The organism is Cellulomonas sp. WB94, from assembly GCF_003115775.1.
Classification (GTDB): Bacteria; Actinomycetota; Actinomycetes; order Actinomycetales; family Cellulomonadaceae; genus Cellulomonas_A.
This window is the reverse complement of the sequence record NZ_QEES01000002.1, coordinates 1979963-2001188: the sequence shown is the minus strand read 5'-3', so window position 1 is coordinate 2001188 and position 21226 is coordinate 1979963. Positions and strand designations below refer to the sequence as shown.

Sequence of the window (21226 nt, the reverse complement as noted above, 5' to 3'; positions counted from 1 at the left end):
AGTCGCAACGTAACTGGCGAGCGGATGTCACCGGCAAGCGAGGAGGGAGCGGCAGCGCTGCCTCAGCCGAACGTCCGCCCGTCGCCGCGGTACGTCGGCACAGTCCGCTCGACGACGGTCCCCCGCACGAGGTGCACCGCGTCGAACCGCTCCATGACCTCCCCGGCCTTCGCGTGCCGGAACCACACGCGGTCACCGACGTCGAGCTTGTCGGCACCCGATCCGCGCAGGGGCGTCTGCACCTCGCCGGCACCCTCGCGGCTCGTGAGCGCGAGGCCGTGGGGCTCGACCGGTCGGGGGAGTCGCGAGCGGCTCGACGGTCCGGACGCGACGTACCCGCCGCCGAACGCGGTCGCGTAGCCCGGTGCGGGGACGCGGACGACGTCGAGCCCGAAGAACGCGGCGGGTCGCGGCGCGAAGGCCCGGTAGCCGTCGAACAGGGTGGGCACGAAGAGGCCGGAGCCGGCGGTGACCTCGGTGACGACGGGGTCCGCGGCACTGGACTCGATCGAGCCGGAGCCGCCGGAGTTCACGAGCTCGAGCTGGCGGCCGAGCACCTGGTGGACGGCGTCGACCACGCGGGAGCGGCGGCGGGCGAGGTCGGCGACGGACGCGCGCTTGGCGGCACGGATGAGCGGGCCGGAGTCGGGCAGGCCGGCGACCTGGGCCTCGTAGAACATGACGCCGCGGACGTCGATGCCGTCGCGGTCCGCGAGCGCGCGGGCCAGGTCGGCGGCCTGCTGCGGGGTATGGACGGGTGAGCGGCGGACGCCGATGTGGGTCGAGAGAGGTCCGAGGTCGAGGCGCAGGGACGCGTCGACGTCGAGGCAGACGCGCAGCGGGTGCGCCCCGGGACCGGCGGCGCGCTGGGCGATGACGACCTGGGCGACGTCGTCGACCATCAGCGTGATGGCGCGGGCCGCGCGCTCGTCGGCGGCGAGGTCGTGCAGGGCACCGGTGTCGACCGTGGGGTAGCCGACCAGCACGTCGGTGACTCCCTGCTCGACGAGCCACAGCGCCTCGCGGAGCGAGAACGCCATGACCCCCGCGAAGCCCGGCCGCGCCAGCATGGCGTCGAGGACGTGGCGGACGCGGACCGACTTGCTCGCGACCCGGATGGGGACGCCGCAAGCGCGCCGGACGAGGTCGGTCGCGTTGGCGTCGAGCGCGTCGAGGTCGACGACCGCGAGCGGTGCGGGCAGTCCGCGCGTCGCCTCGTCGAGGCGTTGGCCCAGGGTGCTCACTCGACCGGCTCCGAGCGAGGGGCGACATCGGCGGGCTCGTCGAGGATCTCGGGGCCGGGACCGTGGCCCGGACCGACCGCGAATCCGGGGGCGAGCAGGATGATGACGCCCGCGAGCACGAGTGGCACGACGAACCCGAACCGCAGCGTCGACCCCGAGGCGATGGCCCCGACGAGCACCCCACCGAGGATCGCCCCGAGGTAGTTGAAGCTGTTGAGCCGGGCGATCACGGCGTTGGCGTGCGCGGGCGACAGCGCCCCGGCCGCGGCGAAGCAGAGCGGCGCGACGACGCCCAGGCCGATCCCGGTGAGCGCGAAACCGGCGATCGCGAGGGCGGCCGACTGCGCGAGCACGACGGCGAGCAGGCCGACCGTGCCGAGCAGCCCGGCCGCCCGGATGACCGCGACGCGGCCCCAGCGCCGCACCGCGAAGTCCCCGGTGAGCCGCGAGACGAGGGTCGTGCCGACGTACGCGGCGTAGCCGAACGGGGCGACGTCGTGCCCCGCATCGAGGACGTCAGCGACGTAGATCGTCCCCCACGTCGAGGACGCCGTGTCGACGACGTAGTAGGCGACGACGGCCGCGCCGAGGATCAGGATCCCGGACCAGGGCAGCGCCCGGGCGGCGCGGGCCTCCTCGGCGCTCACCTCGAACGGGGCGTCGTGGGAGCGCCAGGCGGCCCGAACGACCAGGACAGCGACCGCCAGGACGACCAGCGCGAGCACCGGCAGCGCGACCTGCTGCGGGACGTCGTAGTGGGCGTAGGCCGACACGTACAGCGCGCCGAGCACGCCCGCCGCCGACCACGCGGCGTAGAACCCGGTGACGATGCTGCGCCCGTAGGTGCGCTGCAGCGACACTGCCTGCATGTTCGTCCCGGCGTCGACCTGCCCCAGGCCGAGGCCGTAGATCGCGAAGCCGAGGAAGAAGAAGGCGACGTGCGGCGCGAGCGCGATGACGACGACGGCGACCGCCACCGTGACGAGGCCCGAGACGAGCACCGACCTGCTGCCGCCCGCACCACGCGCGACGCGTTCGGCGACGATCGTCCCGACCGCGGCCAGGATGCCGACCCCGAGGATCGCGAACGTGACGGCGTCGTCACCGATGCCGAAGCGGTCCTTGAAGCCCGGCAGGCTCGAGAGCAGCCCGGCGTAGGCGAGGCCCTGGGCGCCGAACGCGGACGCGACCGCGACCCGGGCGCGCCGGTCGCGGGACGACGTGAGGTGACCCGGGTGCGGCGCGGTGTGCGGCAAGGTCACGCGGGCAGGGTCGCATGTTCGACGACGTGCCGCACGGTCCGCGCAGACTCGCCCTCGCCGTGCCCGCCGTGCCCGACGTGCCCGGTGTGCTTCGCGTGGTCGCCGCTGGCGCCCGGTGCTGCCTCGGCCTGCGACTCGAGGAACCGGGCGAAGCCGAGCATGCCCTGCCTGCCGGCCTCGGCGTCGCCGTCGACGAGCCACCCCAGGGTGAAGCCGTCGACGACCGCGACGATGGTCCGGGCGAGCTGGCGGTGCGGAACCTTCCACCGGATGCCGGCGCCCTCCTCGATGTGCTGGAGGAAGACCTCGAGCGCGCTCCAGGCGCCGTCGTACTGGTCCATCGCGACGCGGCCCATCTCGGAGTGCCGCAGCGAGGTCGTGGTCAGCTCGTAGCTGAGCAGCTGCGCGCCGCGGTTCGAGATGATCCCGGCCCAGTAGTTCATGACCGCCGCCTCGAGCAGGCTGCGCAGGTCGGTCGCGTCGGTGATGTCGCCGATGCCCGCCACGTTCTGCTCGGTGATGGCCGCGGCGACGGCTCGCAGCAGCTCGTCCTTGTCGAGGAAGCAGTAGTGGACCACCCCGAGCGACACGCCTGCCTCGGCAGCCACGGCACGCACGGTGGCGGCGTCGATGCCGTCCCGGCATGCCACGCGGAGCGCCGCCTCGATCAGCTGTTCGCGTCGTTCCGCGACCGGCATCCGACTCATGGTTCCCCCCCATCTCCGCACCCACGCCTGGCCGAGGACCTGCCCCGACAGCGCGTGCACGCCCTGTGCGTCAATTTCATCCCGCCCCATGACAGTAGTCAAGAGATCTGAGCACTTGACTTGGACGGCCGACCAGAACGATGGTCTCCACCATGAGCAGCAGCAACCCGTCCGGCGTCTGGCACAACTGGGCCCGGACCGAGACCGCCACCCCGGCGCGCGTCGCCCACCCTCGTGACCTGGACGAGCTCGCCGCGACCGTCCGGGGCGCCGACGGCCTCCGGGTGCGCGCCGTCGGAGCCGGCCACTCGTTCACGGGCGCCGCCGTGACCGACGGCGTGCAGGTCCACCTCGACGCGATCAGCGGCATCGAGCGCGTCACGCCGCAACCCGGCGGCACCGCGCACGTCACCGTCGGGGCGGGGACCCGCCTGTCCGACCTCAACGTGGCGCTCGCAGCCCGCGGGCTCGCGATGCGCAACCTCGGCGACATCGACCGGCAGACCATTGCGGGCGCGATCTCCACCGGCACGCACGGCACGGGCGTGCGGCTCGGCGGGCTCGCGTCGCAGGTCGTCGGCGTGCGCGTCGTGACCGCTCAGGGTGACGTCGTCGAGGCCTCGCCGGACGAGCGTCCCGACCTGTTCGAGGTGGCGCGCCTCGGGCTCGGCAGCGTCGGCGTCCTCGCCGCCGTGACTCTTGACGTCGTGCCGGCGTTCCGGCTGCGCGCCGTCGAGGAGCCGTCGGCGCTCGATGCCGTCCTCGAGCGGCTGACCGGCGCGGACGGACTCGTCGAGGCCAACGACCACTTCGAGTTCTACTGGTTCCCGCACACCCGCCGGGTGCTCACCAAGCGCAACAACCGCGTGCCCGACGACGACCTCGAACCCCTCGGCCCGGTCCGCGCGTGGGTGGACGACGAGCTGCTCTCGAACGCGGTCTTCGCCGCGACGAACCACCTGACGGCCGCCGTCCCCCGCCTGACCCCGCGGGTCAACGCGATCGCTGCGCGTGCGCTCTCGGCCCGGACCTTCACGTCGCCGTCGTACGAGGTCTTCGCCTCACCGCGGCGCGTGCGCTTCCGCGAGATGGAGTACGCGATCCCCCGCGACGCCGTCCGCCCGGCCCTGGCGGCGATCGAGCGCTGGCTCGCAGCGACCGGCGTGCGCATCCCGTTCCCCGTCGAGGTGCGGTTCGCGGCGCCCGACGACGTGTGGCTGTCGACCGCGTACCAGCGCGAGAGCGCGTACGTCGCGGTGCACCAGTACATCGGCCTGCCCTACGTGCGCTACCTGCGCGCGGTCGAGCGGATCATGGCCGGCTTCGACGGTCGTCCGCACTGGGGCAAGCTGCACTGGCTGGACGCCGACCGGCTCGCGCAGCTCTACCCCCGGTTCGCCGACGTGCAGCGAGTGCGCACGGAGGCCGACCCGACGGGCGTGTTCACCAACGACTACCTCGACCGGGTGCTCGGCCCGGTGCGCTGAGCCGTTCCTGCACGGCCGTCACGTGCGTGGCCGTCACCGTCGGGCGACGGTCGAGCCCCGGATCACGAGGCGACCCGGCAGAGCCTGCTCCCCGGAGCCGATGTCCATGCCCTCGAGCGCGGCGAACACCCGCTGCGCCGCGGTGCGACCGAGATGCTGCAGGTTCGCGTCGATGCTGGTCAGCTCCGGGCGGGCGTTCGTCGTGAGGACCTCCCAGTTGTCGAACCCCATGACGGCGATCTCGTCGGGCACGGTGCGGTGCAGGTCCCGGGCAGTGTCGAGCGCGCCGCGGGCGATCTGGTCCGAGCCGCACAGGATGGCGTCGACCTCGGGGTGCTGGGCGAGCAGCATCGCGGTCGCGTCCCGACCCCACCGTTCGGACCACTCGCCGTACATGACGTCGCCGACCAGCTCGAGCCCCTCCTGCGCGAGCCGCTCCTTCGCGCCCTGGGCCCGGTCCCGTGCGGCGGCGTACGCGTGCTCGCCGCTGATGTGGCCGATCCTGCGCCGACCGCACGCGAGGAGGTGCTCGGCGGCCAGCCGGCCGGCACCGACGTTGTCGGGGACGAGGGACAGGTCGGCGGGGTCGTCCGACGGTGCGTAGGCGTAGACCACGGGGACGCCGATGTCGCGGCCGAGCGACGGGCGCGGGTCGGTCTGGCGCCCGACGACGATGAGCCCGTCGACGCGTCGGCCGAGCAGAGCGCGCAGGTGGTACCGCTCACGGATCGCGTCGCCGCGCGCGTCGCACAGGAACACGTTGACCTGGCCGGAGCCGAACGCGTCCTCGGCGCCCATCAGGATCGGGATGACGAACCGACCCTCGAGGTCGCTCGTGAGCAGGCCGACCGTCCCGCTGCGTCCGGCGAGCAGGCCGCGCGCGAGCCGGTTGGGGCTGAACGACAGGCGGGCCGCCGCCTCCTGGACGCGCGCACGCGTCGAGTCCTTGACCTGGTCGCGTCCGTTGAGCGCCTTGGAGGCCGTCGCGACGGACACCCCGGCCAGGCGGGCGACGTCGGTCAGCGTCACGGCGCGGTTCATGTGCCGGTCGCCTGTCACCTGCACCCCGCACCTCCCGCGTCGGTCGTGATCGAACTGTAACTGGGCGAGGGCCTTGACGACACATCCACGCCCGAACTACATTCAGAAAACCTTTTCGGCTCGGTTTCGGGGACACGGTGCGCGGCGCAGGAGCCGCGCGTGCCTGTCGCAGAGCTGCAGAGAACGCACCGCACGATGCACGACACGTCCGAGGGCAGTGATGACCTCGACAAGGTTTTCGCAAGTTCGACCGCGGAGCCGCCCCCGGCACCCGCTCAACGATGAGCACGAGGAGACACGATGAGGATGATCCATTCCCGGTCGGCGGGCACGCGCCTGGCCGCCGGGGTCGTGACGGCAGGCCTGCTGGTCGCCCTGGGGGCGTGCAGCAGCTCGAACACCCCCAGCACCCCTGCCTCGGGCAGCGCCGCAGTCACGGCGGGCGCCGACGGGACGGACGACGGGACGTCCCTGACCCTGTGGACCCGCGCACCCCTCGAGAAGCAGGCCAAGCTGCTCGTCGCGGCCTACAACGCCGGCCACAAGAACCAGGTCAAGCTGACCGTCGTCCCGAACGACGACTACGTCGCCAAGGTCGGTGCGGCCGCCGGGTCGTCCGGTCTCCCGGACCTGTTCGCCGCTGACATCGTCTACGTGCCCAACTGGGTCCAGCAGGGCCTGTTCCAGGACCTGACCACGCAGATCGACGGCTTGAGCTACAAGGACACGATCAACAAGGGCCACCTCGCGGCCGGCACGCTGGACGGCAAGGAGCACGTCCTGCCGTTCGTGCTCGACCTGTCGATGCTCTTCTGGAACAAGGACCTGTTCAAGGAGGCCGGGCTCGACCCCGAGAAGGCCCCCGCGAGCCTCACTGAGTACGCCAAGGACGCCAAGGCGATCCAGGCGCTCAACAAGCCCGACACCTACGGCACCGCGACCGGCCTCAACTGCGGCGGCTGCCTCGTCTTCACCTGGTTCCCGAGCATCTGGGCCGCCGGTGACCAGGTCATGAGCGAGGACGGCACGTCGTCGCTGCTCAACAGCGACACCGCCAAGAGCGTCTACACGACCTGGAAGGACCTCTGGGACTCCGGGGCTGTGCTGCCGTCGTCCAAGGACGAGTCCGGACCGACCTGGACCGCCGGGTTCACCCAGGGCAAGGTCGGCCTGATGTTCTACCCGGCCACGCTGCTGTCCTCCACCACGGGCTTCGACGTCGGCGTCGCCGGCATCCCCGGGCCCGACGGCGGCGCCTCGACGTTCGTCGGCGGCGACGGCATCGGCGTCTCGAAGGACTCGAAGAACACCCCGCAGGCGTGGAACTTCCTCTCGTGGATGATGTCCGAGGAGGCCCAGGTCGGCGTGCTCGCCAAGGACAACGACGTCGTCTCGCGCAGCGACTTCTCCAACAACGAGTTCGCCGCGAAGGACCCGCGCCTGGTCACCATCAACGAGGTCGCCGGCAAGGGCGACACCCCCGTCGCGCTGAACTTCCAGCAGGCGTTCAACGCGCCGAGCAGCCCGTGGCTCACCCTGATCCGCAACGCGGTGCTGGGTGACGGCACGACGGTCGACAAGGACAACGACGAGATCACCGCGGTGCTCGGGCAGTAGCTCTCCCGCTCCCGGTGCGTCGGTGGGTGCCCACCCACCGACGCACCGGGGCCCGAGGCCCGACACCGACCTGGCACCCGCCGACCCTGCCCGAGAGGTCCCCGATGTCCGCCCAGCCAGCGACAGTCCCCCAGCTCCCCCGCGTCCGAACCCGCCAGTCGGCGCGCCGCCGGTTCGGCAGGCCCGCCCGTGGCTGGGCCTACGCGTGGCCCACCGCGCTCTTCGTGCTCCTGCTCTTCGTCCTCCCCCTCGGGCTCGTGCTCCGCATGAGCGCGTCGAGGTGGCCGCTGCTCTCGGGCGACCAGGGGATCAACTTCCCCGACAACTACCGCAAGGCCGTCTCGAACCGCTTCTTCGCCGAGTCGATCACCTTCACGCTGAAGTACACGGTGCTCGCGACGGTGCTCCTCATCGCGCTCGGTCTCGGCCTCGCGCTGCTCGTGCAGGAGTCGTCGCGCTGGAAGGGACTGCTCCGCGCATCGTTCCTCGTGCCGAGCGCGCTCGGCCTGGCGTCCGCGTCGCTGCTGTTCTACGTGCTCTACTCCCCGCTCGCCGGCCCGTTCGCCCCCACGATGCGCAGGCTCGGGCTGACGTTCCTCGGGTCGCCCGACGCGGCCCTGTTCTCGACCCTGTTCCTCATCGTCTGGCGGTACGCGGGCTTCTACATGCTCCTGATGCTCGTCGGCCTCCAGGCCATCCCGAGCGAGCTGTACGAGGCGGCCCGCATGGACGGCGCCGGCCGGTGGGACACGTTCCGGCGGATCACGATCCCCCTGCTGAAGCCCACGCTCGCCCTCACCACGATCCTGTGCGTCACGGGCTCGCTGCTCGCGTTCGAGCAGTTCTACATCCTGACCAAGGGCGGTCCGGACAACAGCACCATCACGGTGGTGCAGCTCATCTACTCGATGGCCTTCCAGGGCCAGAACGACCTCGGCGTCGCCGGGTCGCTGTCGGTGATCGTGCTCCTTGCGCTCGTCGTCATCAACGTCGTTCAGCTGCGGGCGTTCCGCACGTCGGACGAGAGCTGAGGGGGACTCATGACCATCGCCACCCGCACACAGCTGGAGCTCCCCCACGAGGGACGGCCGGTCCGTCACGGTGCACCCCCGACGACCCTGGCCGGAGTCGCGCTGCGCACGCCGTTCTGGGTGTTCTCCGGCGGACTCGCCGTGATCTTCCTGTTCCCGCTCGTCTGGACCGCCGTGGCGTCCGTCTCGCCGCTCGCCGGGACCGGTCAGGTGAAGGGCTGGGGCTTCGGCAACTACATCACCTTGGCCCACTACCAGGCCGGGATCTGGCAGTACCTCGCGAACTCGGCGTTCATGTCCCTGCTGACCGTGCTGCTCACGCTCACGGTGTCGACGCTCGGCGGCTACGCGTTCGCCCGGTTCCGGTTCCCCGGCAAGAACCTGCTGTTCATGCTGACGCTCGCGATCCTCATGGTCCCGTACGCGACGCTGCTGATCCCGCTGTACGTGCTGCTGAACAAGGTCGGCCTGCAGAACTCGCTGGTCGGCGTCTCGCTCGTGCTCACGATGTTCCAGCTGCCGTTCTCGACGTTCATGATGCGGATCTCGTTCGAGTCCGTCCCCCGCGAGCTCGACGAGGCGGCGCTCGTGGACGGGTGCTCGTCGTTCATGGCGCTGCGCCGTGTCCTGCTCCCGGCCGTGACCCCGGGGCTCATCACCGTCGGGCTGTTCGCGTTCCTCGCGGCCTGGAACGACTTCTTCGCTCCCCTGATCCTCATCAACGACTCCGACCGGATGACGCTGCCCCTCGCGGTCTCCAACCTGCGCGTGCAGGTCCAGGGCGTCATCGACTACGGCGCGACGGAGGCCGGCGTCGTCGTCCTCGCGCTCCCCTGCATCCTGCTGTTCCTCCTGCTCCAACGGCACTACGTGCGCGGCTTCATGTCCGGCGCACTCAAGGGATGATCGTGAACCTCACCAGCACGACCCACGCGGTCGCCACCCCGGTCGTCCCCTCCCACGGCGCGCTGCGCCCCCTCGGCCTCGACGAGGTCCGGATCACGGGTGGTGTGTGGGCGGGCAGGCAGGCCGTCAACGGCCGCGCCACGCTCGCGCACATCGAGTACTGGATGGAGCACGAGGGCTGGATCGGCAACTTCGACGCCGCCGCGGCGGGCACCGTCGCCGAGCACCGCGGGGGCCGGGAGTTCTCCGACTCCGAGGTGTACAAGCTCCTCGAGGCGATGGCCTGGGAGGTCGGGCGGTCCGGCGACGCCGACGTCGAAGCGCGGCTGACGAGCCTCGTCGCGCGGATCGCCGCGGCCCAGGAGCCCGACGGGTACCTCAACACCCAGTTCGGCCGGCCCGGACAGCGCGCGCGGTACAGCGACCTCGAGTGGGGTCACGAGCTGTACTGCTTCGGACACATGTTCCAGGCGGCCGTCGCCCGGCTGCGCACCCGCCCCGCCGCGACCGACGGCCTCGTCGACATCGCCCGGCGCGCCGCCGACCACGTGTGCGCGACGTTCGGCGCCGACGGCCTGCAGCGTGTGTGCGGTCACCCTGAGATCGAGCCGGCGCTCGCCGAGCTGGGTCGCGCGACGGGCGAGCAGCGGTACGTGGACCAGGCCGCGCTGTTCGTCGCCCGGCGCGGCACCGGCACCCTCGCGGACATCGAGCTCGGTCGCTCGTACTACCAGGACGACGTCCCGGTGCGCGAGGCCACGGTGCTGGACGGCCACGCCGTGCGGGCCAACTACCTCGCGGCAGGCGCGGTGGACGTCGCGATCGAGACCGACGACGCCGACCTGCTCGCCGCGCTCACCACGCAGTGGGAGAACACCGTCGCGCACCGCACGTACATCACGGGCGGCCAGGGTGCCCACCACTCGGGCGAGTCGTTCGGTGACGACTGGGAGCTGCCGCCGGACCGCGCGTACTCCGAGACGTGCGCCAGCGTGGGCTCGGTGATGTTCTCGTGGCGGCTGCTCCTCGCGCAGGCCCTGCCCCGCTACGCCGACCTCATCGAGCGCACCTTGTACAACGTCGTCGCAACCTCCCCGGCGCACGAGGGCACGGCGTTCTTCTACACGAACACGCTGCACCAGCGTCGACCCGGGACCGTGCCCGCGACCGACGTCGCGGTGCCCCGCGCGACCTCGTCGCTGCGCGCGCCCTGGTTCGCCGTCTCGTGCTGCCCGCCGAACGTCGCCCGGACGTTGGCGAGCCTGGCCGCCTACGTCGCGACGGTCGACGACACCGGCCTGCAGGTCCACCAGTACGCGCCGGCCCAGATCCGCACGCACCTGCCCGACGGCCGCGCCCTCGACGTCGACGTCGAGACGGACTACCCGCACGACGGCCGGATCCGGGTCGTCGTCCGCACGTCGCACGAGGAGCCCTGGACCCTGAGCCTGCGCGTGCCGGGGTGGGCCGCGGGCGCGACCCTGACCACGCCCGATGACGACTCGCCGGTGACGGTCGACCCCGGCACCGCGCGCGTCACCCGGAAGTTCACGGCCGGCGACGTCGTCGAGCTCCAGCTGCCGGTCGGGCCCCGCGTCGTGGTCCCCGATCCGCGGATCGATGCGGTGCGCGGGTGCGTCGCCGTCGAGCGCGGCCCCGAGGTGCTGTGCCTGGAGTCGGTGGACCTCGCCGGGGCCGGCGTGATGCGGGACGCCGACGTCGGGCACGTGCGGCTCACGTCGCTGGACTCCGTGCGGGAGGTCGACGGGCACGTGGTCGCGCAGTTCGAGGTCGACGTCCCGGCATCGGCGGACTGGCCGTACGAGGCCGCGGGCCCGGACGGCGACCGGCGGATGACCGCCCTGGTCGAGGCCCCGCTCATCGCGTACCACGACTGGGCCAACCGCGGTCCGTCGACGATGCGGGTCTGGCTGCCGTCGACCTGAGCCGGACCACGGCCGCTGAGACACGACGTACCGGAACAGGAGCCGCTGGAACACGACCCGGCGGCGGCGCGTTACGCCCGTATGAGTCGAGCTGTCGTTGCGACCGCGTACGGCGGTCCCGAGGTCCTGTCCGTCGTCGACGTCACGGTCCCCGAGCCCGGTCCGGGCGAGGTGCTCATCGACGTGCGCGCCGCGGGCGTCAACCAGATCGACTGGAAGCTCTACAGCGGGCTGTTCGGGACCGACCCCGCGCGGCTGCCGATCCGGCTCGGGCTCGAGGTCGCCGGGGTCGTGCTCGCCGTCGGGCCCGATGTCGAGGACATCCCCGTCGGTGACCACGTCATCGCGACCGGGGTCGTCGGCGGCTACGCCGAGCTCGTCCTCGTGCCCGTGACGCGCCTCTCGCCCAAGCCCGCGCAGGTCTCCTGGGCCGAGGCCTCGGGCCTGCTGCTCACCGGCGCCACGGCCTGGCACACCCTGGAGGAGACCGGGGTCGGAGCAGGCGATGTCGTGCTCGTGCACGGCGCGTCGGGCAGCGTCGGGCGATTCGTCGTCCAGCTCGCCCGCCTCCGCGGCGCCCAGGTCGTCGCGACCGCGAGCGAGGCGGCCCACACCGACCTGCGCGCGCTCGGCGCCGTACCCGTGACGTACGGGCCGGGCCTCGCCGACCGGGTCCGCGAGGCGACCGGCACCCTCGGACCCGTGACCGTCGCGATCGACACGGTGGGCACCGACGAGTCGCTCAATGTCTCGGTCGAGCTCGTCGCCGACCGCTCACGCATCGCGACGATCGCCGGCTTCGGCCGGGCGGGCGGCCTGGGGATCCAGCTGCTCGGCAACGGGCCAGGGGCCGACCCCGGCACCTCGATCCGTGCGGCGGCGATCCCCCAGCTCGTCGAGCTCGCGGCCGACCGACAGCTCATCGTCGCGGTCGCGCGCACCTACCCGCTCGAGGATGCGGCTGAGGCGCACCGCGACAGCATCGCGGGACACGCCCGCGGGAAGCTCGTCCTCCTGCCCTAGCGTCCTCAGTCGAGCGTGGCGCGGCGGGCGGCCGCAGCGACCCGGCGGAGCTCGATCCCGGGCGCCAGCGGCGGTGCGGCAGCGAGGACGTCCTGGCTGAGCAGAGTGCCGCCGGTCTCGTCGAGCGCCGCCAGCCCGCCCATCGCGGCCGACAGGACGTCGGCCGGAACGCGCACCCGCAGACGGACCCGAGGGGCTGCCGGGGTGCGCTGAGGGAGCTCCCTGACTCGCTCCACCGATCCTGTCGGGGTCTGGTACGCCGTCGTCACGGAACCGGACGGTACCGGACATCCGCCCGACTCGCGAGCCCCTTCCGCAGACGTCACCCGCCGGGCTGCACCGACGCTTCACCGGGCTCGCGCGACCGGCCGTCGATCTCGGCGGCGAGCGCCGTCAGCTCCGCGAGCACGTGCCGGACGACGAGCCGCTCGGCCCGGTCGACGCGCACGAGCGCATCGATCCGCCGGCCCGCACGCACCCCCGCGAGCGGCACGAGACGCACACCCGGCTCGCGCCCCGAGGTATACCGCGGCAGCAGCGCGATCCCGTGACCAGCGGCGACCATGGCCTCCGCCACGTGGAAGTCGTTGATGCGGTGCGTGATGCGCGGGGCGGAGCCCGACCGGGTCGCGACGGCTGCCAGCACCGTCGCGACGGGGAACCCCTCCCGCACCGCGATCCACCCCTCGTCGACGAGGTCCTCGGGACGCAGGTCGACGCGGCCCGCGAGGCGGTGCCCGACGGGGACGGCCACGTCGAGGGGCTCGCGCAGCAGCGGCACCACGTGCACCGGCACGCCACCGGCGGCCCAGTCGTGGCTGCGGTCGGGGCGGTGCGCGACGACGATGTCCATGCGGTCCGTGAGCGCGGCGAAGTCGTCCTGCGCGACGTCCTCGTCGGTGCACTCCAGGGTGATCCCCCCGTGGGCCGCGACGCGCGTCAGGAGCCCTGGCAGGAACATCTGCGCGGCGCTCTGGAAGGAGCTGACGCGCACCGTACCCTCGGGCCGGGCCAGGTAGGCGTCGGTCGCCGCGCGGGCCCGTTCCAGGGCCACCGCGACGTCGACCGCCGCAGCCGCGAGGGCCTGCCCGGCCGGGGTGAGCCGCAGCCCGCGGCCGACGCGTTCCGTGAGCGCGACACCCACCTCGCGCTGCAGCCGCGCGAGCTGCTGGGACACCGCCGAGGGCGTCAGGTGCAGGACGGCTGCCGCAGCGGTCACCCCGCCGTGCGTGCCGACAGCCCGCAGGGTCTCGAGCGAAGCAGGGTCCATGTAGCGACGCTACAACGACCTGTCAGGAAGATTCGATGGTGCTCAACGATCGGTTGGGCGCATGCTCGCTCCCATGCCGCTGCGCGACCGTCTCCTCGCCGTCCTCGTGGCACTGTGCTGGGGGCTGAACTTCCCCGCGATCCACCTGTCGCTCGAGCAGTTCCCGCCGTTCTTCCTCGTCGCCGTGCGCTTCAGCCTCATCGCCGTCCCGACGCTGCTGCTCGTCCGGCGTCCGGCTGTGCCGTGGCGCTGGATCCTCGGCTACGGGTTCGGATTCGGCGTCCTGCAGTTCGTGTTCCTGTACCTCGCCATGGCCACCGGCATGCCGACCGGGCTCGCGTCGCTGGTCCTGCAGTCCTCGGCGCCGTTCACCGTGCTGCTCGGCGGGGTCCTCCTGCATGAGCGGCTCCGTGCCCCACAGGCCGCAGGCATCGGCCTGGCCGTGCTGGGGCTCGTCGGGATCGCCGTCCACCGCTCCGGTCTCGGCGGCGGCGCCACCCTGCTCCCCGTCGTGCTCACACTGTGCGGCGGACTCGGATGGGCGTTCGGCAACCTCGCCAACCGGCAGGCCCGCGCGGCCGAGCCGTTCCGCCTGACGCTGTGGATGTCGGTCGTCCCGCCGCTCCCCCTGCTGGCCCTGTCGCTCGCGGTCGAGGGGCCCGACGCGATCGGGACGTCGCTGACGACCCTGGGGACGCGTCAGGGCGCGCTCGCGCTCGGCGGGCTGCTGTTCACCGTCGTCATCGCGACGGTCGTCGGGTCGGGGGTGTGGACGTCGCTCATGGCCCGGCACCCGTCGAGCGTCGTCGCGCCGTTCTCGATGCTCGTGCCGGTCGTCGGCATCGCGGCGTCATGGCTCCTGCTGCGCGAGCCGACACCGCTCGTCGAGATCGCGCTCGGGTCGCTCGTCGTGACGGGCGTCGTGCTCGGTGCCCGACCGGCCGGGACGCTGTCGCGTCGCGCGTCGGGTCGATCCGCGGGTCGGTCCGCGGGTCAGTCGACGGACGCGACGAGCGCGGTCGCCACGGCGGCGATGCCCTCGCCGCGACCCGTCAGTCCGAGCCCGTCCGTGGTCGTCGCCGACACGCTCACCGGCGCACCCGCGGCCGCGGACAGCGCAGCCTCGGCCTCCGCGCGCCGCTGAGACAGCCGGGGCCGGTTGCCGATCACCTGCACCGCGACGTTGCCGATCTCGAACCCGGCCGCCCGGACCCGACGCGCGGCCTCGGCGAGCAACGCCGTGCCTGATGCACCCTTCCACTGCGGCTCGGCCGTCCCGAAGTTCGACCCGAGGTCGCCGAGGGCGGCCGCCGACAGCAGCGCGTCGGCTGCGGCGTGCGCGGCGACGTCGGCGTCGGAGTGGCCCGCGAGCGGACGTTCGCCCGGCCACGCGAGGCCGGCGAGGTGCAGGACGGCGTCGGGCGCGGGGTCGGGGTCGTAGGCGTGCACGTCGACACCGAGACCGGTGCGTGGCAGGGCTGTCATCGCTGCGTCTCCGCGCTGTCGAGGGCGCTGTCGGGGGCGCTGTCGTCCGCACCGGCACCAGCTCCGGCGTCCGACGGGCCGGCGAGCCTCGCGCGCTCCGCGAGGACGACCTGCGCCACCGCGAGGTCGCGCCGGGTCGTGATCTTGAAGGCGTCCTCGTGGCCGTCGACGACCCACACCCTCACGCCGATCGCCTCGGCGAGGCCGGCGTCGTCGGACGCCGCGGACGCCTCGTCGAGACCGAGGTGGGCTCCGGCCGCATGGGCACGGGCGAGCACGTCGGGCGCGAACCCCTGGGGGGTCTGGACGGCCCGCAGTGCGTGGCGCGGGACCGTCTCGGCGACGCCGCCCCGGGCGTCGACCCGTTTGATCGTGTCGGTCACCGCGAGCCCAGGGATGACGGCGGGGTGTCCCGCGCGGACGGCCTCGACGACGGCTACGACGAGCTCGGGCGGGACGAGCGCACGCGCGGCGTCGTGGACCAGGACGACCTCCGCGCCGTCCGGCACGACGGCGATGCCCGCAGCGACAGACGCCTGCCGGGTCGATCCTCCGGCGACCACCCGCACCGGGACGCCGTCGATCTCAGCGCCGAGCACCGCGGTGAACTCCGCGAGCTGCTCCGGGGGTGCCGTCACGACGACGAGCCCCACGAGCCCGGAGCCGACGAGAGCGCGCGCAGCATGCACCACGAGCGGCACCCCGCCGAGCTCGACGAGCGCCTTCGGCAGCAGGTGACCGAGCCGGCGACCGCTCCCGGCAGACGTGAGGATCGCGACGACCGTCACAGCACCGCCTTGGTCACAGCGCTGCCACGGCCGCAGGGATCACTCCCGGCACGGGAACGGTCGTCAGGACGCGGTCAGGCGGCCGTCAGGACGCCAGGACCTCGTCGAGGATGGCCTCGGCCTTCTCCTCCTCGGTGTGCTCCGCGAGCGCGAGCTCCGAGACGAGGATCTGACGGGCCTTGGCGAGCATGCGCTTCTCGCCGGCAGACAGCCCACGGTCGGCGTCGCGACGCGAGAGGTCGCGGACGACCTCGGCAACCTTGATGACGTCGCCCGAGGCCAGCTTCTCGAGGTTCGCCTTGTACCGGCGAGACCAGTTGGTCGGCTCCTCGGTGTACGGCGCACGCAGGACCTCGAACACCTTGTCGAGACCTTCCTGGCCGACGACGTCACGCACTCCGACGAGATCGACGTTCTCCGCCGGGACCTCGATCGTCAGATCGCCCTGCGCCACCTTGAGCTTCAGGTAGAGCTTCTCCTCGCCACGGATCGTTCGGGTCTTGATCTCTTCGATCAATGCTGCACCGTGGTGCGGGTAGACAACCGTCTCCCCTACAGTGAAAGTCATCTGTGGGTGTCCCCTTTCGCGGATGCCCATTCTATCACGTTTCAGCGGGCCTCCCGGGGGCCCGTCGAGAACGTTTGTGCAGGTCAGAGGCAGCCGAGCGAGTTCTTCGCCGTCGGTGCGACGCCGCTCGCCCCACCGGTGGGGCGTCGCGGGAGGGTCCCGGACGAGGCGCATCGGACCCTCTGACCGCTAATGTGTTGCCGGCAGCTCGCGAGAGATGTGTGCCGACCGATGTGTGCCGACCAGGCACAGCGAACGAGGAGAACCCGTGATCCGCGCCCGCTCGTCCTTGCGTCACCGCCTCGCTGCAGCGGGCGTCGTCGCCCTCGCCGGCCTGGCCCTGTCCGGCTGCTCGGCGACCAACGAGATCACCACGGCCAAGGCGTACTCGGCGTCGGACGGCGTCCGCGCGGAGCTCGGCGACGTGACCGCGGAGAACCTCATCGTCCTGGCGAGCGCCGAGGGCGCGCCCGGGGCCCTGCAGGGCGCCCTCACGAACCGTGGCACCGACGCGGTCACCGTCACCCTGACGTCGGGCACCGTCGCGGTCGGGACCGTGAAGGTCGACGCCGCCTCGACCGTCCTGCTGGGCGGCGACACCGGCAAGGCCCTCACCTTCACCACGGCGAACGCGCCCGGTGGCGTGACCCCGCTGACCGTTGAGACCGGCCCGGGCGGGAGCCTGACCGTCTCGGTCCCGGTGCTCGACAGCACGCTGCCGGAGTACGCGACGCTCGTCCCGACCCCGAAGGCGAGCTGACCGGGCTCAGCCGAAGCGGCCCGAGATGTAGTCCTCCGTGGCCTTCTCGCGCGGCGAGGAGAACATCGTCGCGGTGTCGTCGATCTCGATGAGCCGACCCGGCTTGCCGGTCCCCGCGATGTTGAAGAACGCCGTCCGGTCCGAGACGCGTGCGGCCTGCTGCATGTTGTGGGTCACGATCACGATCGTGTAGTCGTTCTTCAGCTCGGAGATCAGGTCCTCGATGGCGAGCGTCGAGATCGGGTCGAGCGCCGAGCAGGGCTCGTCCATGAGGAGCACCTGCGGGCGCACCGCGATCGCCCGCGCGATGCACAGGCGCTGCTGCTGACCGCCCGAGAGCCCGGCGCCGGGCTTGTCGAGGCGGTCCTTGACCTCGTTCCAGAGGTTGGCGCCCTTGAGCGACGTCTCGACCGCCTCGATGAGCTCGGCCTTGTTCTTCGTGCCGTTCAGGCGCAGCCCGGCGGCCACGTTGTCGAAGATCGACATCGTCGGGAACGGGTTGGGGCGCTGGAACACCATGCCGATGGTCCGGCGCACCGCGACCGGGTCCACGTTCTTGTCGTACAGGTCGGCGCCGTCGAGCAGCACCTGACCCTCGACGCGGCCGATGGGCAGCACCTCGTGCATGCGGTTGAGGGTCCGCAGGAACGTCGACTTGCCGCAGCCCGACGGCCCGATGAAGGCGGTCACAGACCGGGCGTCGATCCCGAGGGTCACGCCCTCGACCGCACGGAAGTCCCCGTAGTAGACGTTGAGGTCTTTGACGTCGATGCGCTTGGCCACAGCGGTCAGCGCTCCTTTCGAGGTGCGGGGGTCGGGTCCAGTGTGCGCGCGGTGCTCGGCAGCGCGCCTGTTCGGGTGGGCACGGCTACACCTTCCCGAACCGGGCGATGAGTCGGCCCGCGAGGTTGAGGAGCATGACGACGAGGATCAGCGTCAGGGCTGCGCCCCACGTGCGCTGGACCGCGGCGTCGAGGAACTCGGTGCGGTCCTGGTTGATCATCGTCGGGAGCGAGGCCATGTTGCCGCTGAAGAGGTCGAGGTTGATCGACTTCGTGTACGGACCGAGGATCAGGAGCGGCGCGGTCTCGCCCATGACGCGCGCGAGCCCGAGCAGGACGCCGGTGAGGATGCCCGAGAAGGCCGTCGGCAGGACGATCCGCATGATCGTCTTCCACTTGGGCACCCCGAGGGCGTAGGACGCCTCGCGGAGCTCGTTGGGGACGAGCTTGAGCATCTCCTCGGTCGACCGCACGATCGTCGGGACCATCAGCAGGACCAGGGCCAGGCTCACGGCGAAGCCGACCCGCGACAGCCCGAACGTCGAGATCCACAGCGCGTAGATGGTCAGCGCGGCGACGATCGAGGGGATGCCGGTGAGCACGTCGACCATGAAGCTCACCGCTCGCGCCGCGGCCCCGCGCCCGTACTCGACGAGGTAGATCGCGGTCAGGATGCCGATCGGCACGGAGATGACCGCCGTGACCCCGGCCTGCAGAAGGGTGCCCATGATGGCGTGGTACGCCCCGCCGCCGAAGTCACGGACGGTGACGCCGCGCTGCGAGTTCGTCCACCACTGGGACGTCAGCAGCATCTGGTAGCCCTGGGAGATGACCGTCCACAGGATCCAGACGAGCGGGACGAGCGCGAGGCCGAACGCCGCGTGCATCGCGATGGTCGCGGCGCGGTCCTTGGCGCGGCGTGAGGCGCTCGCCGGGCTGCTCAGGTCACCCAGCGCGGGGGCGCCCGGGCCGGCCGGCGTCGCGCTCTGGCTGAGGGAGGTCACGGCGCTCATTCGGAGAAGGCCTTCCGTCGCTCGATGATGATGCGGGCGATGGCGTTGACCGCGAACGTCAGGAGGAAGAGCACGAGCCCGGCCGCGATGTAGGCGCCGGTCTTCGACGGGGTGTCGAACTCGGACGCCGCGTTCGCGATCTTCGACGCGAACGTCTCGCCGCCGAAGAAGAGCGACCAGCTGAACGCGCCCGACGTCGTCGACAGGATGATCGTGACCGCGATGGTCTCGCCGAGTGCGCGACCCAGGCCGAGCATCGCCGCCGAGATGACACCGGGCCGGCCGAACGGGAGGACGGCGACGCGGATCATCTCCCAGCGGGTCGCCCCGAGCGCGAGCGCGGCCTCCTTGTGCTCGTTCGGCGTCTGCCGGAACACCTCGCGCGACAGCGCGGTGATGATCGGCAGGATCATGATCGCCAGGACGATCGACGCGAGGAAGATCGTGCCCGCCTGCACCGACGTCGGGGCGAACAGCGGGAACCACCCGAAGATGCGCTTGAGGAAGTCCTGCAACGGCTGCACGTACTGCATGAGCACCCGGGCGCCCCACAGCCCGAAGACGATCGACGGGACGGCGGCCAGCAGGTCCACGAGGTAGGCGAACGGCTTGGCCACCCGCGCGGGCGCGTAGTGCGTCAGGTAGAGCGCGACGCCGATCGCCACCGGTACCGCGAGCGCCATCGCGACGATCGACGAGATGACCGTCACCCAGAGCAGCTGGGCGATGCCGAACCGCAGGTTGGTCGGGTCGGCGACGTCCCACTCGCGCGAGCCGAGGAAGCTGGCCGTGTCGGCCGCGAGCGACGGAGCCGCCTTCGTGACCAGGAACGCGCCGACGATCACGACGAGCGCGACCACGATCCCGCTCGCGGAGACCGCGAGCCCACGGAAGATCCGGTCCGGCCCACGCCGTCGGCCACCCGTGAGGGCGACGTCGGGCTGCGGGCTGGTCGTGGTCACCATCGCCATCCTTCGGGTGGAGTGTTCGGTGCTGCCCCATGCCGTCGTCCCGGCCCCTCGAGGAGGGACCAGGACGACGGCGTCAGGCAGGTACGGCGGTTTCCAGCGTAGGTCAGGCTCAGGCGATGGCCGCGATGGCCTTCTCGACGTTCGCCTGGACCTCGGCGGGCAGCGGCGCGTAGCCGATGTCGACGAGGCTCTTCTGCACGTCCGCCGAGGCGAAGTGCGTGAGGAACGCCTTGACGCCGGTCGTGAGGTTCGCGTCCAGGCCCTTCGAGCAGACGATCTCGTACGTCACCAGGATGATCGGGTACGCCCCGGCCTCCGTGGTCGCGTAGTCGAGCTTGAGCTGCAGGTCGTTGCCCTCACCGGCCGCCTTCGCCGAGGCCACAGCCTTGCCGACCGACTCGGCGTTCAGCTCGACAGCACCGGAGCCGTTGTCGATCTGGGCGATGCCCAGCTTGTTGTCCTTGGCGTAGGACCACTCGACGTAGGAGATGCCACCGGGGGTCGTCTTGACGCCCTCGGCCACACCAGCGGACTTCTCGCGACCCTCACCGGCACCCGACTTCGGCCACGCCTTGGCGTGCTCGTCGGTCCAGGCGCCGTTCGAGGCGGCCTTGAGGTACTTCGTGAAGTTGTCGGTCGTGCCCGACTCGTCCGAGCGGAAGAAGACGTGGATCGCGTCCGACGGCAGCGTGACGCCCGTGTTGAGCGCGGCGATCGCCGGGTCGTTCCAAGTCGCGATCTCGCCGCGGAAGATCTTCGCGGTGACCTCGGCGTTCAGGACCAGCTTGTCGACGCCCGCGAGGTTGTACGCGACCGCGATCGGGCCGGTCACCATCGGCAGGTTCCAGGCCGGGTTGGCGGCGCAGCGGGCAGCCGCGGCGGCGACCTCACCCTTGTCGGCGTTGAGCGCCGAGTCCGAGCCGGCGAAGTCGACCTGCGCCGCGGTGAACTGCGTGATCCCCGCACCGGAGCCGGTCGGGTTGTAGTTCACGGTGATGTCGGGGCACACGTCGGCGAACGACGCGATGGCCTGCTCGATCGCGTTCTTCTGCGCCGACGAGCCCTCAGCGTTGATCGTTCCGCCGGTGCCGCAGTCGACAGCGGGCGCCGCGGCGGCCGAGGTCGCCGTGCCCGCCGTCGGGGCCGCCGAGCTCTCGCCTGCGACGGCGTTGTTGTCGGACCCACAGGCCGCGAGCGTCAGCGACGAGACGAGCACGACGCCGGCCAGACTGGCCAGTCGTGCGAACTGCCGAACCTTCACGGGAATCCCTCTCCTGGAGCTTCATCGTCAGATGCCCCCGCAGCACGGAGGCCGCGGTGCATGG

Annotated in this window: 20 protein-coding genes and 1 pseudogene; 8 read left to right on the top strand and 13 right to left on the bottom strand. The window is 71.9% G+C overall.

The window, feature by feature from the left end; genetic code table 11:
* Positions 1 to 62: 62 nt before the first annotated feature.
* The 3 genes from DDP54_RS10370 to DDP54_RS10360 are packed head-to-tail and all read right to left on the bottom strand — an operon-like array spanning position 63 to position 3213.
* Positions 63 to 1244 carry an alanine racemase gene (locus tag DDP54_RS10370; protein ID WP_109131664.1) on the bottom strand — a complete coding sequence of 394 codons (1182 nt, stop codon included), beginning with the start codon at positions 1242 to 1244 and terminating at the stop codon, positions 63 to 65.
* Positions 1241 to 2506, bottom strand: a complete 1266-nt coding sequence (locus DDP54_RS10365) for an MFS transporter (protein ID WP_197711369.1) — start codon at positions 2504 to 2506, stop codon at positions 1241 to 1243. The genes DDP54_RS10370 and DDP54_RS10365 overlap by 4 nt, the downstream gene beginning before the upstream one ends.
* Entirely contained in the window at positions 2503 to 3213 is a 711-nt protein-coding gene (locus DDP54_RS10360; RefSeq protein WP_109132514.1) for a TetR family transcriptional regulator, read from the bottom strand. Before DDP54_RS10360 ends, DDP54_RS10365 begins: the two co-directional genes overlap by 4 nt.
* Positions 3214 to 3365: 152 nt before the next feature.
* On the opposite strand from DDP54_RS10360, the gene DDP54_RS10355 reads away from it, so the two are divergent.
* Positions 3366 to 4700: a D-arabinono-1,4-lactone oxidase gene (locus DDP54_RS10355; protein WP_109132513.1), complete on the top strand. Its 1335-nt coding sequence runs from the start codon at positions 3366 to 3368 to the stop codon at positions 4698 to 4700.
* 33 nt (positions 4701 to 4733) lie between these two features.
* Here the strand turns inward: DDP54_RS10355 and DDP54_RS10350 are convergent, their stop codons facing one another.
* Complete coding sequence (locus DDP54_RS10350) at positions 4734 to 5741, bottom strand: LacI family DNA-binding transcriptional regulator (RefSeq protein ID WP_109132512.1); 1008 nt, start codon at positions 5739 to 5741, stop codon at positions 4734 to 4736.
* Positions 5742 to 6041: 300 nt separating this feature from the next.
* Between DDP54_RS10350 and DDP54_RS10345 the strand changes: the two genes are divergently transcribed.
* The 5 genes from DDP54_RS10345 to DDP54_RS10325 all read left to right on the top strand — a co-directional run bounded on the left by DDP54_RS10345 (position 6042) and on the right by DDP54_RS10325 (position 12264).
* On the top strand, positions 6042 to 7358 hold the full coding sequence (locus tag DDP54_RS10345; protein WP_347338512.1) for a sugar ABC transporter substrate-binding protein: 1317 nt from the start codon (positions 6042 to 6044) through the stop codon (positions 7356 to 7358).
* A gap of 104 nt (positions 7359 to 7462) precedes the next feature.
* Positions 7463 to 8389, top strand: coding sequence for a sugar ABC transporter permease (locus DDP54_RS10340; protein ID WP_109131662.1), 927 nt, complete (start codon positions 7463 to 7465; stop codon positions 8387 to 8389).
* A gap of 9 nt (positions 8390 to 8398) precedes the next feature.
* Positions 8399 to 9295: a carbohydrate ABC transporter permease gene (locus DDP54_RS10335; RefSeq protein ID WP_109131661.1), complete on the top strand. Its 897-nt coding sequence runs from the start codon at positions 8399 to 8401 to the stop codon at positions 9293 to 9295.
* Positions 9292 to 11241 (top strand): beta-L-arabinofuranosidase domain-containing protein, encoded by a 1950-nt coding sequence (locus tag DDP54_RS10330; RefSeq protein ID WP_109131660.1) that lies wholly within the window; start codon positions 9292 to 9294, stop codon positions 11239 to 11241. The genes DDP54_RS10335 and DDP54_RS10330 overlap by 4 nt, the downstream gene beginning before the upstream one ends.
* A gap of 81 nt (positions 11242 to 11322) precedes the next feature.
* Positions 11323 to 12264, top strand: a complete 942-nt coding sequence (locus tag DDP54_RS10325) for an NADP-dependent oxidoreductase (RefSeq protein ID WP_109131659.1) — start codon at positions 11323 to 11325, stop codon at positions 12262 to 12264.
* 5 nt (positions 12265 to 12269) lie between these two features.
* Here DDP54_RS10325 and DDP54_RS18190 read toward each other — a convergent pair whose 3' ends face one another.
* Both DDP54_RS18190 and DDP54_RS10320 read right to left on the bottom strand, forming a co-directional pair.
* Positions 12270 to 12440, bottom strand: coding sequence for a hypothetical protein (locus DDP54_RS18190; protein WP_158274503.1), 171 nt, complete (start codon positions 12438 to 12440; stop codon positions 12270 to 12272).
* Between the two features lie 146 nt (positions 12441 to 12586).
* The gene (locus DDP54_RS10320; protein ID WP_109131658.1) at positions 12587 to 13534 is read right to left on the bottom strand and encodes a LysR family transcriptional regulator; all 948 of its coding nucleotides are present in this window, start codon (positions 13532 to 13534) and stop codon (positions 12587 to 12589) included.
* A 61-nt stretch (positions 13535 to 13595) separates the two neighbouring features.
* Here DDP54_RS10320 and DDP54_RS10315 point away from each other — a divergent pair.
* Positions 13596 to 14402: pseudogene (locus tag DDP54_RS10315) on the top strand (EamA family transporter); the annotation flags it as partial.
* 125 nt (positions 14403 to 14527) lie between these two features.
* Here the strand turns inward: DDP54_RS10315 and ispF are convergent.
* The 3 genes from ispF to DDP54_RS10300 form a co-directional block, all read right to left on the bottom strand.
* A complete protein-coding gene (gene ispF, locus DDP54_RS10310; protein ID WP_109131657.1) occupies positions 14528 to 15019 on the bottom strand; it encodes a 2-C-methyl-D-erythritol 2,4-cyclodiphosphate synthase in 492 nt (163 codons plus the stop codon).
* The gene (gene ispD, locus DDP54_RS10305; RefSeq protein ID WP_109131656.1) at positions 15016 to 15807 is read right to left on the bottom strand and encodes a 2-C-methyl-D-erythritol 4-phosphate cytidylyltransferase; all 792 of its coding nucleotides are present in this window, start codon (positions 15805 to 15807) and stop codon (positions 15016 to 15018) included. Before ispD ends, ispF begins: the two co-directional genes overlap by 4 nt.
* An 85-nt stretch (positions 15808 to 15892) precedes the next feature.
* The gene (locus DDP54_RS10300; RefSeq protein WP_109131655.1) at positions 15893 to 16375 is read right to left on the bottom strand and encodes a CarD family transcriptional regulator; all 483 of its coding nucleotides are present in this window, start codon (positions 16373 to 16375) and stop codon (positions 15893 to 15895) included.
* 268 nt (positions 16376 to 16643) lie between these two features.
* On the opposite strand from DDP54_RS10300, the gene DDP54_RS10295 reads away from it, so the two are divergent.
* Positions 16644 to 17135 carry a hypothetical protein gene (locus DDP54_RS10295; protein WP_242448333.1) on the top strand — a complete coding sequence of 164 codons (492 nt, stop codon included), beginning with the start codon at positions 16644 to 16646 and terminating at the stop codon, positions 17133 to 17135.
* 6 nt (positions 17136 to 17141) lie between these two features.
* Here DDP54_RS10295 and pstB read toward each other — a convergent pair whose 3' ends face one another.
* The 4 genes from pstB to pstS form a co-directional block, all read right to left on the bottom strand.
* Positions 17142 to 17918 (bottom strand): phosphate ABC transporter ATP-binding protein PstB, encoded by a 777-nt coding sequence (gene pstB / locus DDP54_RS10290; protein ID WP_109131653.1) that lies wholly within the window; start codon positions 17916 to 17918, stop codon positions 17142 to 17144.
* Between the two features lie 85 nt (positions 17919 to 18003).
* Complete coding sequence (pstA, locus tag DDP54_RS10285) at positions 18004 to 18930, bottom strand: phosphate ABC transporter permease PstA (protein ID WP_109131652.1); 927 nt, start codon at positions 18928 to 18930, stop codon at positions 18004 to 18006.
* A complete protein-coding gene (gene pstC, locus DDP54_RS10280; protein WP_242448332.1) occupies positions 18927 to 19892 on the bottom strand; it encodes a phosphate ABC transporter permease subunit PstC in 966 nt (321 codons plus the stop codon). The genes pstA and pstC overlap by 4 nt, the downstream gene beginning before the upstream one ends.
* 118 nt (positions 19893 to 20010) lie before the next feature.
* Positions 20011 to 21162, bottom strand: a complete 1152-nt coding sequence (pstS, locus tag DDP54_RS10275) for a phosphate ABC transporter substrate-binding protein PstS (protein WP_109131650.1) — start codon at positions 21160 to 21162, stop codon at positions 20011 to 20013.
* Between the last annotated feature and the right edge of the window lie 64 nt (positions 21163 to 21226).

Bases quoted from the DNA above. Each gene is read 5' to 3' on its own strand.
- ispF (WP_109131657.1), bottom strand. From the start codon at position 15,019: ATGACAGCCCTGCCACGCACCGGTCTCGGTGTCGACGTGCACGCCTAC.
- DDP54_RS10320 (WP_109131658.1), bottom strand. From the start codon at position 13,534: ATGGACCCTGCTTCGCTCGAGACCCTGCGGGCTGTCGGCACGCACGGC.
- DDP54_RS10330 (WP_109131660.1), top strand. From the start codon at position 9,292: ATGATCGTGAACCTCACCAGCACGACCCACGCGGTCGCCACCCCGGTC.
- DDP54_RS10360 (WP_109132514.1), bottom strand. From the start codon at position 3,213: ATGAGTCGGATGCCGGTCGCGGAACGACGCGAACAGCTGATCGAGGCG.
- DDP54_RS10300 (WP_109131655.1), bottom strand. From the start codon at position 16,375: ATGACTTTCACTGTAGGGGAGACGGTTGTCTACCCGCACCACGGTGCA.
- DDP54_RS10355 (WP_109132513.1), top strand. From the start codon at position 3,366: ATGAGCAGCAGCAACCCGTCCGGCGTCTGGCACAACTGGGCCCGGACC.
- DDP54_RS10340 (WP_109131662.1), top strand. From the start codon at position 7,463: ATGTCCGCCCAGCCAGCGACAGTCCCCCAGCTCCCCCGCGTCCGAACC.
- pstA (WP_109131652.1), bottom strand. From the start codon at position 18,930: ATGAGCGCCGTGACCTCCCTCAGCCAGAGCGCGACGCCGGCCGGCCCG.
- DDP54_RS10335 (WP_109131661.1), top strand. From the start codon at position 8,399: ATGACCATCGCCACCCGCACACAGCTGGAGCTCCCCCACGAGGGACGG.
- DDP54_RS10325 (WP_109131659.1), top strand. From the start codon at position 11,323: ATGAGTCGAGCTGTCGTTGCGACCGCGTACGGCGGTCCCGAGGTCCTG.
- DDP54_RS10345 (WP_347338512.1), top strand. From the start codon at position 6,042: ATGAGGATGATCCATTCCCGGTCGGCGGGCACGCGCCTGGCCGCCGGG.
- DDP54_RS10350 (WP_109132512.1), bottom strand. From the start codon at position 5,741: ATGAACCGCGCCGTGACGCTGACCGACGTCGCCCGCCTGGCCGGGGTG.